Genomic DNA, 12618 nt, shown 5'->3' with positions numbered 1-12618 from the left:
GAATCGCGCGCGAGCCGTCACCGGTGCGTCGGCGGCCCGGGCGAAGGCGGGCCGCCGGTTCGGGAGCGTTCTATTCGGGGCTGCACCACTCCGCGACCGCGGCGACGAAACCTTCCGCCGTCGGGGCCGCCACCGAGAGCTGCTCGGCGGCGTACGTGGAGAACTGCATGGGGTCTTCGGGCGAGGCGATGATCTTCTCGCAGACCTGGGAGCCGACCGTGAGGGCCTGCTCCTGGTTGGTCGCGAGAGCGGGGTCGATGGCGGCCAGTGCGGTGAAGAATGCCTGCTTCTGGGCATCCGAAGGTTCGGGCGCGGCGATGACCGTGATCTCCGTCGGGCTGGCCTGGACTGCGGCCGGGGGCGCCTCTGACGTCGCCGGAGTCGCCGTCTCCGCGTCTCCCGTGCATCCTGCGACGGCGATGACGGCAACAGTGAGAGCGGTAGCGAGTCGAATCATGAAAAATCACCCTAGCGCCCACCCTTCCCGTGGGAAGGGCGGGCGTGGATTGCCGTGCTATGGACAGCCCGCTGCCGTGTGTCGTGGAATGACGACGAATGCGGTTCGCAGGTGAGGAGCCATACGTTAGCCGTCCCATCCGGACGGATCGGGAAGGATGTCTTACCAGTCCATAACGATCAGCCATCGGGCCCGTCACAACCAGCCAGTAGCCGACCCTCTCACGGTCAACTTCAGTCGGCGCCCCAGGTGAACGGTGACAGGCGCGACAGGGAGAGACAACGATGCAACAGTGGCGCCGCTCGACCCCGCTACCGCAGGTGTGGCCGACTGACCGATATGAGGTCAAGAGCACCAGGCCGGCACCCGATTTCACCTCTGTTGACCGATATCACTTCGCCGCTCTGGCGTTGGAGTCGGCGGAGAACCTGATGTCGTCAGGGTGGGCCACCAATGTGACCGTCGTGCGGATCGACGACGGGACCGTCCTTTTCGACCACGAGGCGGTGGTTCCGCTGGAGTCGTGGTAGCCGATTATTGACGTCATGGCAGCCAAGGACGGGGACGGCTGGGCCGACTGCGAACGCGGTCACCGGCACTGGGGCGTTTTCGGAGCGTCCGGCCTGCTCGCGGTGCACCACACCGCGAAGGGACCCTACGTCCTGATGCAGAAGAGAGCCCTGTGGAGCCACCACGGAGGGACGTGGGGGCTTCCCGGGGGCGCGATCGACAGCCACGAAGACGCGATCACCGGCGCGTTGCGTGAAGCGCATGAAGAGGCCGCCCTTTCTCGGGAGGCCCTGCGGGTGCAGGGCGTGTTCCTAGACGACCATGGCGGCTGGACCTTCCAGACCGTCATCGCGACGGCTGTGGAAAAGCTCCCCGTCCAGCGGAACATGGAGAGCACCGCTCTCAAATGGGTGTCCCTGGCCCGGTTGCCGCACCGGCGTTTGCACCCCGGCTTCGCGGAGACGTGGCCACAGGTGAGCGAAATGCTGAAACCGCTGGTCGTGGTGGTCGACGCGGCCAATGTGATCGGCGCGCGAGCGGAGCACGGGTGGTGGCGCGACCGCGCCGGGGCGGCGTCCCGGTTGCTGGCCGAGCTCGCCGATCTGGCCAGGGACGGGATGGTTTCTCCCATTGAGGGACTGCCGTCGGCGGCCCGGCGTTTTCCACAGGTCGTCGTGGTCGTGGAAGGCGCGGCGCGGAGCGCGAAGGTTCCCGAGGGCCCGGTCGATGTACGGGTGGCGGCCGGGAGCGGGGACGACGCGATCGTGGCCGTCGTCCGGGAGGCCCAGGCCTGGGAGACGGTGCTGGTGGTGACGGCCGACCGGGGGTTGCGGGAACGGGTTCGGGCCGAGGGCGCCCTGGTGACCGGGCCGAAGTGGCTGCTGGGTCAGCTTCCCTGAGTCCGTTGGTCTTGTACGAGCCGAGCGGTTTTCCCCAGGCTGTTGTTTCTCGTGGAGTTTTCCACAGGGACGCGTTGCCGCGCTTGGAGGGGCCGGTGATCTGGAAACATCGGGCCCGTGGTCGAGCGTCTTGAGGTTCCCCCTGCCGAGGTCCCGCCCGCTGATTGGGGGCGGAAGGGCCAGCCGTCGTTCGGCCCGTGGGTGTTCATCGCCGTGCTCGGGCTGCTGCTGCTCGGGCAGTTCGTCTACGCGCCCTATCTGACCTCTCCGGCGCTCCAGACCTGGTCGACGGTCTTCGTGGCCATCTGCGTCCAGGCGCTGCCGTTCCTGGTCTTCGGGGTGCTGCTGTCGGCGGCGATCACGGCTTTCGTCCCGGCCTCGTTCTGGACGCGCGCGTTGCCCAAACGGGCCTCGCTGGCCGTGCCGGTGGCCGGGGTGGCGGGGGCGGTGCTGCCGGGGTGTGAGTGCGCTTCGGTGCCGGTGGCGTCGGGGCTGATCTCGCGGGGCGTCACGCCCGCGGCGGCGCTGGCGTTCCTGCTGTCCTCACCGGCGATCAATCCGGTGGTCATCGTGGCGACCGTGGTCGCTTTCCCGGGTCAGCCGATGATGGCGGTGGCGCGGTTCGTGGCGTCGCTGCTGGTGGCGGTGCTGGTCGGGTGGGTCTGGCTGCGGTTCGGCAAAGGGGAGTGGCTGCAGGCGCGGCGGCACCACGACCACTCGGGTTTCGCCGAGGCCATGCGTCACGACCTCCTGCACGCCGGGGGCTTCCTGGTCGTCGGCGGCATGGCGGCGGCCACGATGAACGTGATCGTGCCGCGCGAGTGGATCAACGCGCTGGCCGGCAACGTCTGGGTGTCGGTGCTCGCGCTGGCCCTGCTGGCGGTGATCCTGTCGATCTGCTCGGAGGCCGACGCCTTCGTGGCGGCCTCGCTGACCGCCTTCTCGCCGACCGCCCGACTGGCGTTCCTCGTCGTCGGGCCGATGGTCGACCTGAAACTGATCGCGCTTCAGGCCGGAACGTTCGGCCGGAGGTTCACCGTCAGGTTCGTCCCCCTCACGTTCACGCTGGCCGTGCTGGTCAGCGTCGTCACCGGGATGGTGCTGCTGTGAATCGGCTGACGCAGAGCCTGCTGCTCGTTCTGCTCGGCGGGGCGGTGCTGCGGATCACCACGGTGTCCAGCGAATACCTCAACTACGTCAAGCCGGGTTTCCGCTTCTTCCTGATCGCCGCAGGGGCGGTCGTGCTGATCCTCGGGGTGGCCGGGCTCTTCAAGAAGGAAGACGGCCATCACGGGCCGGGGGTGGCCTGGCTGCTCACGTTGCCCGTCTTCGCGATCTTCCTGATCGCCCCGCCGCCGCTGGGGAGTTACGCCGCCCGGTCGGAGGAGGCGCCCGCGCGGCCGGCGGCGTCGGCGCTCACGGCGTACACGCCGCTGACGCAGCCGGTGTCCGAGATGACCATCGGGGAGTTCCTCGGGCGGGCCTGGGGCGACAGCACCAGGTCGATGGCGGGCAAACAGGTCAGGTTGACCGGGTTCGTGGTGCCGTCCAAGAAGAAGGGGCAGTGGTATGTCGCGCGCATGCAGATCGCCTGCTGCGCGGCCGACGCCGTACCGCTGAAGGTGGCGGTCCTCGGGGCGGCGGCCCCGAAGGAGGATCAGTGGATCGAGGTCACCGGCACGTGGGTGCCTCCGAAGCCTGGCGGGCCGCCTCCCGGCACGGTCGCTCCCGAGATGACCGCGATCGGCGTGACGGAGATTCCCCAGCCGGTGGAGCCGTATGAATGAACGACCGGGGTGAACGCCGGGCAGGGGAATCCCGACGTTCGCCCCGGTCGTGGGCGGGTCAGCGTTTGCCGCACGCGACCCAGGAAGGGAGGAGCTTCTTCCACGCGCCGTCGTTCAGGGCGCCGCTCTTCTTGATGGCGGCCAGGCCCAGCGCGACGGGGAGGAGGAGGGTGCCGGCGGCCAGGGGTTCCGGGGTGCCGGTCATCAGGCCGTTGAAGTCGTCGGGGCCGGCCTTCCGCGCGGTCGACGTGGTCGCCGTCGAGGTCTCGGCCGCGGTCTTCTTGGCGGCGAGGTTGACCGTGGTGGCCTTCTCCTTGGCCTGGTCCTTCTCGCGGATCTTCTCGGGGTAGCCGTAGCCGACGATGGTGCCGTCGGTGCGGACCTTGTTGACGACCTTGTTGCTGATGTTGCCCTCGATCGTCTCGACCGTGTGGTCGTTGATGACCTTCTTGACCAGGCCGACGTGGTCGATGGCGCCGATGCTCTTCGAGTGTCCCCAGTCGAAGAAGACGACCGCGCCGGGGACGGGAGTCGTGCCGAACGCGCCCTGGTCCTGGAACCACTGGGCGTGCTGCACGGTGTAGCTGAACTGGCCGACATCCTTCGCCTGGCCGGTCTGGTGGGCGGCCCAGGAGACGAACATGTCGCACCAGGCGGCGTCCTTGTAGCCGGCCTTCTTGACGACGTTCTGGCCGAACCACTCTCCGAACTTGGATGATCCGTTGACCTCGGCGTAACCCATCTGGGAACCGGCCATGTTGATCAGCGCGTCAGCATAGTTCGTCATGAGAATCCTGAGCGTTTCCGATCCGGTGAATCGACCGCGGCCGCAGGGGCGGTAGATCGGATTCGCTCTCTGTAGACAGTGGGGCAGTTCTCGCTTTACCGGCGTGGGTGCCGGAGAGGGGCGATCCTTGCGGCAACTTTGGTCACGGATTACCGCGACAGGTCCCAATCTATCCACGCCAAAGCCGAGGTCAAACGGTTCACGGTGTTCTTTACTCTTTACCCGGTTTATCGCTTTGGATGACGCGTTTTTACCTTTGGTGAATTCCCCTGAGCACACGGGGATCGCGTGCCCTCAGGACCGTCGGAGGGGGGTGGTAGCGTCGGCTGATGCTTTACCCAAGGAAGCCCCAGCAAGGTGATCGAATTGCCGTCATCTCACCTTCGGGAGGTCTTCCCGAGGTCTTCCCGATCCCCTTCGATCATGGCCTGAGCCGCCTCCGCGACCTGTTCGGCCTGGTCACGGTGGAGTTCCCGACGACCAGGAAGATGGACGCGACGCCGCGGGAGCGGGCCGCCGACATCACCGCCGCGTTCGCGGATCCCTCGATAGGGGCGGTCATCGCGGCCATCGGGGGCGACGACCAGATCACCGTCATCCCTCACCTCGACGACGAGGTGATCAGGGCGAACCCCAAGCCCTTCTTCGGATACAGCGACAACACCAACCTGCTCGCGCACCTGTGGAAGCTGGGAATCGTCGGCTATCACGGGGGTTCGGTGATGGTGCAATTCGGCCGGGGCAGTGCCATGCATCCGATCACCAAGGCGTCTTTACGTGCCGCGCTTTTTACCTCCGGTCCCTACGAAATCGTCGAATCACGGGAATACTGCGACGTCGAGCAGGACTGGGAAGATCCGGGATTCGTCGATATCGAGCCGGAGATGCGCGAATGCGGCGGCTGGATATGGCACAACGCCGATCGGGTGGTCGAGGGCGCCACGTGGGGCGGCAACCTGGAGATCCTCAGCTGGCTGCTCGCCGCCGATCGCGACATCGCGGCGCCCGAGGCGTACGCAGGAATGATCCTGGTCGTCGAGACCAGTGAGGAGATGCCCTCGGCGACCGAGGTGTTCCGGATGCTGCGGAATCTGGGGGAGCGCGGGATTCTCGGGCGGTTCGCGGCGGTGGTGTGCGGGCGGGCGAAGGCCTGGTCGTTCGAGCACCGCAACGGCGATGCGGAAAGGGCGATCTACGCGCGGGAGCAGCGGGAGGCCATCCTCCGGGCGCTGTCCGACTATGCGCCCGAGGCGCCGGTGGTCTTCGACGTCGACTTCGGGCACACCGATCCGCAGGTGGTCATCCCTTATGGAGGGGTGATGCGGATCGACGGGCCGGCCCGGAAGATCACCGTGGTTTACTGACGGCCGCGCACTTGGTGTCCCATTCGGGCACCCGGAGCAGGGCCGGATTGGCGACGCCGCTCTCGCCGCGCAGGCCGCTCGACGTGCTGGCGAAGGCCAGGCCCTCGATGCAGATCCGGGCCACGTTGGGGAAGTTGTCCGCGTTGCGGAAGACCTCGATGTAGTCGACGTCGCTGATCTTGTCGGGCGGGGCGTTCTCGTTGCCGCCCCGGTCGCCTAACTGGTCTGAGCAGCCGGTCAGCAGAAGGGCGGCCATCAGCACGCCCGCAGCCTTGGTCTTCACGGGTGCAGCCTCTCATGGCTTCCGGCCGGGCGGCCGGGCCCGGTATGTGCCTGTCATGTCCGGCAAGACGGTCCAAAGTCCGAGGTCCGGCTCAGACCGTTGGCCGAGGTGCCTTGGACGCAAGGTTCTTAGCCTCGGGCGCATGACCTTTCTCGTGACCGGGGCGACGGGGAGAGCCGGGCGCCATGTCGTCGACCGACTGCTGGCCGAGGGGAGGCGCGTGCGCGCGCTGACCCGGCATCCCGGCAAGGCGGTCTTCCCGCCGCAGGTCGAGGTGGTGCGGGGCGATCTCACCGACCCCGGCTCGCTGCGGGAGGCGTTACGCGACGTCGTCGGCGTCCATCTGCTGACCATCGGTGGAGACGACTACGCCACCCTCACCACCGGCCCCGAGCTGGCCGGGCTGTTCGCCGAGGCGGGCGTTCAGCGGGTCACCCTGTTGTGGAACGGGCAGGTCGGGCCGGTCGAGGAGGCGTTCGCCGCGGGCGACGTCGAATGGACCCGGCTGGAGGCGACCGACTTCATGGCCAACACCCTCCAGTGGCTTCCCCAGATCGCGAAAGGCCAGGTCGAGGAGGTGTTCGGGGACGTTCCGGTGGCGGTCGTGGACGAGGCCGACGTCGGCGCGGTGGCCGCGCGGATCCTGGTCGACGGGGGGCACGCGCGGCGGTCGTACACGATCACCGGGCCGGTCGTCCTGACGGCGCGGGAGCGGCTCGCGGTGATCGGGGACGTCCTGGGACGGCCGCTGGAGTTCGCCGAGATCGGCGAGGAGCGGGCGCGCGAGAGGTGGCGGGCGGCGGGGCACGCCGAGGAGCTGATCGAGGTGCTCGCCGCCTGGCAGCGCACGCCTCACCCGGCCACCACGGTGGTCAGGGACCTCTTGGGACGCGAGCCGGCCTCTTTCCGGCAGTGGGTCGCCTACCGGCCCGACTTCGAGAAGTGCTGATAGTCCTTGGTGCCGACCCAGTCGCCGCCCCAGCCCCAGCCGATGCTGGCGAAGGCCTCCACGACCCGGTCTCCGTGGTTGATCACGCCGGGCTTCTTCAGCGGCCGGTCGACGTAGTTGTCGGCGTTGCCGTGCGCGTGGGCGCCGTCGGCCTCGACGTAGGGGTTCTCCAGCGGGTTCAGGTCGACCGCGAAGCCGTAGGCGTGCTGGGACCAGTTGGTCGAGCCCGTCGCGGCGCGGCAGTTGAAGGCCGAGGTGTTGTCGGCGTCGATCGAGGCGTAGTCGTCGGCCTTGTACTTGTCGACCGGCTCCATCTTCTTGATCGGGTACCTGAAGTCGTACAACTTCTTGAAGACCGAGGCCACGGGCTCAGCCACCGAGGCGTTCACGACGAGTCGTCCGGTATGGGGTTTGTCGTCGAAGCCCCAGTAGGTCATCGTGATCATCCGCAGGTCGTTGTAGCTGACCGGGCAACCCTGGCGCCACGAATACTTCACCTGGTCGCGGGTCACTTTACTGATCTTGTACGTGAACTCGGGCGGCGCCGTCGGAGTCGGTGACGACGACGTGCTCGGTGCCGGGCTCGTGGCCGCCGGAGTTTCCGTGATGATCGGGGCGGGCGAAACGGCGCCGGTGTTGGTCTCGGCGCCACACGCGATGGCGCCCAGACTCACCGTCAGCCCGATGACCAGCGCTGACCTGCGGATTGACATGCTTCGAGCGTACCCACGCGGGTGTCGTACTTTCCGGCCTACGTCAGGGTTTTACGGAGAAACACTCGCGCGCATGTTCGATCCCGCGCTACAGTCGACCGCATCGGATCGAACAGATGTTCCCTGTGAAAGCCCTGGTAGGTGGTGTGCGATGGCGGTTGGGCTGGTGGCGCGGCCGCTCGGCGCGACACGCCGTAGGCCTTTCTACGGAAATCTACGACGGCCGCTATATCCGGTCATAAAGTCCGACACCGTGGATCCTGTGCGCAACCCCTACGCCCCCGGTGCGGGGCAGCGTCCTCCCGAGCTGGCCGGGCGCGATCGTGAGCTGCAGCAGTTCGAGGTCGTGCTGGAGCGGGTGGCCCGTGGGCGGCCCGAGCGGAGCATGGTGATCACCGGGCTGCGTGGCGTCGGCAAGACCGTCCTGCTCAACACGTTCAAGTCCATGGCGATCCAGCGCCTGTGGGGCACCGGCAAGATCGAGGCCCGGCCCGAGCAGTCGATCCGGCGGCCCGTCGCGGCGGCGCTGCACATGGCGATCCGCGAGCTGGCGCCCCGGCATCGGGCCCCCGAGCGGATCGACGAGTTCCTCGGCGTGCTCAAGGCCTTCGCGATGCGCGACCCTTCGGCGGCCAAGGGCACGACCCACTGGTCGCCGGGCATCGACGTCCCGGCGGCGCGGGGGCGGGCCGACTCCGGCGATCTCGAGATCGACCTGACCGAGCTGCTCAGCGACGCGGCCGGGGTCGCGACCGACCTCGGGGTCGGGATCGCCCTGTTCATCGACGAGATGCAAGATGTGCCGGCCACCGACATCTCGGCGCTCTGCGCCGCCTGTCACGAGTTGTCGCAGATCGGCGGGCCGCTCATCGTGGTGGGGGCGGGGCTGCCGCATCTGCCGTCGGTGCTGTCGGCGTCCAAGAGCTATTCCGAACGGCTTTTCCGTTACGCCAGGATCGACCGGCTCGACCGCGATGCCGCCGACATGGCGCTGATCGTCCCCGCCGAGGAAGAAGGCGTGGAGTTCACCAGCGACGCCCTCGACGCCCTCTACGAGGCGGCCGACGGTTATCCCTATTTCGTCCAGGCCTACGGCAAGGTCGCCTGGGACCTGGCGCCGCGCAGCCCGATCACCGCGGAAGACATCAAGGTGTCGGCGCCGGAGGCCGAAGAGGAGCTCGCCGTCGGCTTCTTCGGCAGCCGCTACGAGCGGGCGACCCCGGCCGAGCGCGACTACATGCACGCCATGGCGCAGCTCGGCGACGACCCGGTGGCGACCGCCGAGGTGGCCGACGCGCTGGGGCGCAAACCGTCCAGCCTGTCTCCCGCCCGCGACAGCCTCATCAAGAAAGGCCTGATCTACAGCGCCGAACGCGGCCTGATCGCGTTCACCGTCCCCCACTTCGGCCGGTTCCTGCGTGCGCAGCCCGTCTGATCCCCTTGACCTCTCTACGGCTTTCTAGAGGGGAAGCTAGAGAGCCGTAGAGAGCTAAATCAAGCCTTGTCTAAGGGTTTCTAGAGTGAAGCCGAGACAGGGATAGATTCCTGGATGGGCGCGTGCCCGCCGACCACCGCGACGCGGACCGGCGGGCGCCGCCCGCTCAGGTAGACCGCGAAGACCACTTCAGAGCCGTTGAGCGCCTCGAAGACGAAGAAACGCCAGCAGAGCTCGCGCCACGAGTCGCTCGGCATCTCGCTGCCGAGCAGATGCGCGTGGTTGCGCCAGGCCGTGCTCGCCCGGAGCCGGGCCGCCGCCTTCTCGGGCGCGAAAGGCCGCAGCTCACACGGCGCGTGATATTTCAGGCGCGCGTACGTCTCCTCGACCTCCGGCGACAGCGCCAGCAGGACCACGATGAGACCACCCGTCCAGGCCATGACCTGCCAGGTCAACGGCGGCCAGCCGGGGGCGCCGTCGAGGGCGACGGCCACGGCCATCGCGGTGAAGACGATCGTGCGGCTGATCGCCCGCAGGCCCACCGGCGTCGCGCTGACGTCGCCGAAGCAGCCGCAGCCGGCGTCGGGACGACGGCGCCGCAGGTCCCACAGGACATAGGTGGCGACCGTGAAGAACGCCACCGTCATCCAGCGGGGCACCGGGCTGTCGAGCAGGAAAAGCCCTCCGGCCAGCCCGAACTCGCCGACCGCGCAGCCGATGAGGGCGTTCTTGCGCCAGGTCTCCGGCGCGAGCACCGCCGGGCCGAGCCGCCCGAAGGCCCCCGGTTCGGAGTCGCGCCCGGCCGTGACCAGCTTGGCCGCGCCGCCGAGCACCAGCATGACCAGCAGAATGGGTTGCGCCGCCGCGGCGATCATCCCGCTCACCCCAATCCCACACGCACGTTGAAGCAGCCGTTGGTCAGGTCGCCGCCGAGTTCGACGTATGACGTGGCCGACAGTTCCACCACTCGCCCCCGGGGCGAGGTGCCACATTCCACGCATCGGTCGCAGAACTTGCCCGCCATGCAGCCGCAGGCCACCACGGGGAGCACGGTCGCGCGACCGGCGCAGACATTCCGTACATGAAGGCTCGAACCGAGCGCGAGATAGGGGAGAGCGGCGCACGAGACGCCCGCCTCACCGCAGCCGGTGTCCGACTGCTCCAGCATCGGGTAGGCCACACCGGGTTCGATGTGGTCTGACCACACGGCCGTACCGGAAATCTTCGTCTGTACGCCGCCATAGCCCATCGGCGGGTCGGGAACATGGACCGCCCGGTAGGCGGGCTGCGAGGTGGCCGGGATCTGCGCGAGCACGCTGGTGCCCTCGACCGTGCCGATCGCGTCGAACAGGAAGCCGGGTTCGAGGCGCGGATAGCGGACCCGGACCCGCCCCGACGACCGATAGGGGATCACGATCGACCGCCGCCCGCGATGGGGCCCGCAGTCGAGCACGACGGAGATGTCGTCCCGGCCGGAGACCGACAGGATGACCCCGGTCAGCCTGGTGATGTCGGCCCAGATGCGGTCGACGACCTTGCCCTGCCGCAGCGCCCGGATGATCACCTGGGCGCCCACCGGCAGGTCGGCCGGGGCCACGAAGGAGCCCCGCCAGGCCTTGGCCCAGTGGGCGATGACCAGACGCTCCTCGCGGCCCTCGTCGTTCTCGATGATGATCAGGTGAGGACTGACGTCGAGGATCGTGCCACTGACGGCGTCGAGCAGCACCCCGTTCTCGGCGCTCGCCCGCGGCGGCTCAAGCTCCCGGCCGAGCACGGCCGACGCCAAGGCTCTCCGGCGTTTCGCTGGTATCCCCACGCTCTGTAGCCTCACATGTCGTCTGCCCTAATAGAGGCATAATTCAGGCGTTGAGTCCTGCGCGGGATCAGAATCTTCGTACTGGATGGAATCCCATGTCGCCCGTGTCGGGGCATATCACCACCCTTCCCTTTTAGGTGGCGGGTTCGATTTCCTCCGCACCCGCGGTGGCGCAGGGTCGTACGACATCCCGAATGAGGCGAAGGGTCTCCAGGAACCGGTCGAGCTCGGCCGGGGGCAGCAGGCCGGTGAACCAGTGCTCGATGTCGGCGAGGTGACGGGGTAGCACCTCCATCAGCCGGGCCCGCCCGGCCTCGGTGATGCGGGGGTAGAAGGCGCGGCGGTCGGTCGCGCAGGCTTCGCGGGCGACCAGGCCCTCCCGCTCCAGCCGGTCGACGACGCGGGTGATGCCGCTGGTGGATAGGTTGGTCTGAGCGGCGAGGTCGCTCATGCGCAGTCCCTGGCCGGGGGATCGGGCCAGGCGGATCAGCGTCTCGAAGTCGACGTCGGAAAGGCCGGCCTCCGCGAAGGCGCGCCGGTTCTTGTCGGCGATGCCCGTGTAGACCTCGGCGAACAGCCCCATCGCGGTCAGCCGAGGGTCGTCGAATGGATCCATGGGAGAAGTCTACGCCACGATGGTTGACGGCAGGAATATCTCTCCGGTAGACATTTGTTGGAGCAAACATCCGCAGGACAACTACCGCCTCTCCTGGAGTTATGGATCATGAGCACTCGCGAGTGGAACGGCCAGACCATTCCCGTCGCCGGCACCTTCACCCTTGACGTCGCGCACACCCGCGTCGGGTTCGTGGCCAAGCACATGATGGTCAGCAAGGTCCGCGGCAACTTCGAGAAGTTCGACGGCACCATCACCGTCGCCGAGGAGCCGCTCCAGTCCAGCGTCGACGTGACCCTCGAGTCCGCGTCGATCACCACCCACGTCGGCGACCGCGACAACCACCTCCGCAGCGACGACTTCCTCTCCGCCGACAAGTTCCCCCAGATCACCTTCAAGAGCCTCCGCGTCGAGAACGTCGACGGCAACGAGTTCACCCTGGTGGGCGAGCTGACGATCCGTGACGTGACGAAGGAGGTGCCGCTGCGCGTGGAGTTCGGCGGCGCTGCGACCAACCCGTGGGGCCAGGAGATCTTCGGCTACTCGGCCGAGACGGAGATCGACCGGGAGGCCTTCGGGCTGACCTGGAACCAGGCGCTGGAGACCGGTGGCGTGCTGGTCAGCAAGAAGATCAAGATCGAGATCGAGGGCGAGGCCGTTCGGCAGGCCTGACCCACCCTTTTCGGTGTCGCCCTGACCTTGTCCACAGGGTGTGGAAAAGGTTGGGGCGGCGCGCTGGGTATCCACTTTGCCGCGTCGGCGGATCGCCGGTACTCTGTCGGGAGCCGATACGGCTACTGGAGGTTTCGCCTAGTCCGGTCTATGGCGCCGCACTGCTAATGCGGTTTGGGTCTCAAGCCCATCCGGGGTTCAAATCCCCGAACCTCCGCAGTTCAGAGGCCCTCTTCCCGAAATGGGACGAGGGCCTTTTTCGTGTTCGAAACAGCCCTGCACGTGATTGTCGGTGCATGGTGCCAAGATCGCTAAGGTGTGCCCAGCCTG

General features: G+C 67.8%; 15 protein-coding genes and 1 tRNA gene. 9 read left to right on the top strand and 7 right to left on the bottom strand.

What is annotated here, in order from left to right:
• Nucleotides 1–70 precede the first annotated feature (70 nt).
• Complete coding sequence (locus tag ACYQ78_RS13585; RefSeq protein ID WP_459801164.1) at nt 71–457, bottom strand: hypothetical protein; 387 nt, start codon at nt 455–457, stop codon at nt 71–73.
• Nucleotides 458–741: 284 nt separating this feature from the next.
• Between ACYQ78_RS13585 and ACYQ78_RS13580 the strand changes: the two genes are divergently transcribed.
• The 4 genes from ACYQ78_RS13580 (at nt 742) to ACYQ78_RS13565 (ending at nt 3653) form a co-directional block, all read left to right on the top strand.
• Nucleotides 742–987 (top strand): hypothetical protein, encoded by a 246-nt coding sequence (locus ACYQ78_RS13580; protein ID WP_459801163.1) that lies wholly within the window; start codon nt 742–744, stop codon nt 985–987.
• 15 nt (nt 988–1002) lie between these two features.
• On the top strand, nt 1003–1866 hold the full coding sequence (locus ACYQ78_RS13575; protein ID WP_459801162.1) for an NUDIX hydrolase: 864 nt from the start codon (nt 1003–1005) through the stop codon (nt 1864–1866).
• Nucleotides 1867–1983: 117 nt separating this feature from the next.
• Nucleotides 1984–2976 carry a permease gene (locus tag ACYQ78_RS13570; RefSeq protein WP_459801161.1) on the top strand — a complete coding sequence of 331 codons (993 nt, stop codon included), beginning with the start codon at nt 1984–1986 and terminating at the stop codon, nt 2974–2976.
• Nucleotides 2973–3653: a TIGR03943 family putative permease subunit gene (locus tag ACYQ78_RS13565; RefSeq protein ID WP_459801160.1), complete on the top strand. Its 681-nt coding sequence runs from the start codon at nt 2973–2975 to the stop codon at nt 3651–3653. Before ACYQ78_RS13570 ends, ACYQ78_RS13565 begins: the two co-directional genes overlap by 4 nt.
• A gap of 58 nt (nt 3654–3711) precedes the next feature.
• Here ACYQ78_RS13565 and ACYQ78_RS13560 read toward each other — a convergent pair whose 3' ends face one another.
• Nucleotides 3712–4440, bottom strand: a complete 729-nt coding sequence (locus ACYQ78_RS13560; RefSeq protein ID WP_459801159.1) for a CHAP domain-containing protein — start codon at nt 4438–4440, stop codon at nt 3712–3714.
• A gap of 329 nt (nt 4441–4769) precedes the next feature.
• Between ACYQ78_RS13560 and ACYQ78_RS13555 the strand changes: the two genes are divergently transcribed.
• Nucleotides 4770–5804, top strand: a complete 1035-nt coding sequence (locus tag ACYQ78_RS13555; RefSeq protein WP_459801158.1) for a S66 family peptidase — start codon at nt 4770–4772, stop codon at nt 5802–5804.
• Here ACYQ78_RS13555 and ACYQ78_RS13550 read toward each other — a convergent pair.
• Complete coding sequence (locus ACYQ78_RS13550) at nt 5788–6087, bottom strand: hypothetical protein (protein ID WP_459801157.1); 300 nt, start codon at nt 6085–6087, stop codon at nt 5788–5790. The genes ACYQ78_RS13555 and ACYQ78_RS13550 overlap by 17 nt on opposite strands.
• 142 nt (nt 6088–6229) lie before the next feature.
• On the opposite strand from ACYQ78_RS13550, the gene ACYQ78_RS13545 reads away from it, so the two are divergent.
• Nucleotides 6230–7036 (top strand): SDR family oxidoreductase, encoded by an 807-nt coding sequence (locus ACYQ78_RS13545; RefSeq protein WP_459801156.1) that lies wholly within the window; start codon nt 6230–6232, stop codon nt 7034–7036.
• Here ACYQ78_RS13545 and ACYQ78_RS13540 read toward each other — a convergent pair.
• On the bottom strand, nt 7009–7749 hold the full coding sequence (locus ACYQ78_RS13540) for a M15 family metallopeptidase (RefSeq protein WP_459801155.1): 741 nt from the start codon (nt 7747–7749) through the stop codon (nt 7009–7011). The two genes, ACYQ78_RS13545 and ACYQ78_RS13540, sit on opposite strands and share 28 nt — an antisense overlap.
• 253 nt (nt 7750–8002) lie before the next feature.
• Here ACYQ78_RS13540 and ACYQ78_RS13535 point away from each other — a divergent pair, with 253 nt between their 5' ends.
• Nucleotides 8003–9184, top strand: a complete 1182-nt coding sequence (locus ACYQ78_RS13535) for an AAA family ATPase (RefSeq protein WP_459801154.1) — start codon at nt 8003–8005, stop codon at nt 9182–9184.
• Nucleotides 9185–9264: 80 nt separating this feature from the next.
• On the opposite strand, the gene ACYQ78_RS13530 is transcribed toward ACYQ78_RS13535, so the two are convergent.
• From ACYQ78_RS13530 to ACYQ78_RS13520, 3 genes are all read right to left on the bottom strand, one after another.
• Complete coding sequence (locus ACYQ78_RS13530) at nt 9265–10059, bottom strand: MauE/DoxX family redox-associated membrane protein (protein ID WP_459801153.1); 795 nt, start codon at nt 10057–10059, stop codon at nt 9265–9267.
• A 5-nt stretch (nt 10060–10064) separates the two neighbouring features.
• Nucleotides 10065–11000 carry a hypothetical protein gene (locus ACYQ78_RS13525; protein ID WP_459801152.1) on the bottom strand — a complete coding sequence of 312 codons (936 nt, stop codon included), beginning with the start codon at nt 10998–11000 and terminating at the stop codon, nt 10065–10067.
• 133 nt (nt 11001–11133) lie between these two features.
• Nucleotides 11134–11616, bottom strand: a complete 483-nt coding sequence (locus ACYQ78_RS13520) for a MarR family winged helix-turn-helix transcriptional regulator (protein ID WP_459801151.1) — start codon at nt 11614–11616, stop codon at nt 11134–11136.
• A gap of 108 nt (nt 11617–11724) precedes the next feature.
• Between ACYQ78_RS13520 and ACYQ78_RS13515 the strand changes: the two genes are divergently transcribed.
• Together ACYQ78_RS13515 and ACYQ78_RS13510 are read left to right on the top strand one after the other, a co-directional pair.
• The gene (locus ACYQ78_RS13515; protein WP_459801150.1) at nt 11725–12288 is read left to right on the top strand and encodes a YceI family protein; all 564 of its coding nucleotides are present in this window, start codon (nt 11725–11727) and stop codon (nt 12286–12288) included.
• 127 nt (nt 12289–12415) lie between these two features.
• Nucleotides 12416–12505, top strand: a tRNA-Ser gene (locus ACYQ78_RS13510).
• Nucleotides 12506–12618 lie beyond the last annotated feature (113 nt).

The sequence above is a fragment of the Herbidospora sp. RD11066 genome, from assembly GCF_054661255.1.
This window is presented reverse-complemented; position numbering and strand designations above follow the sequence as displayed.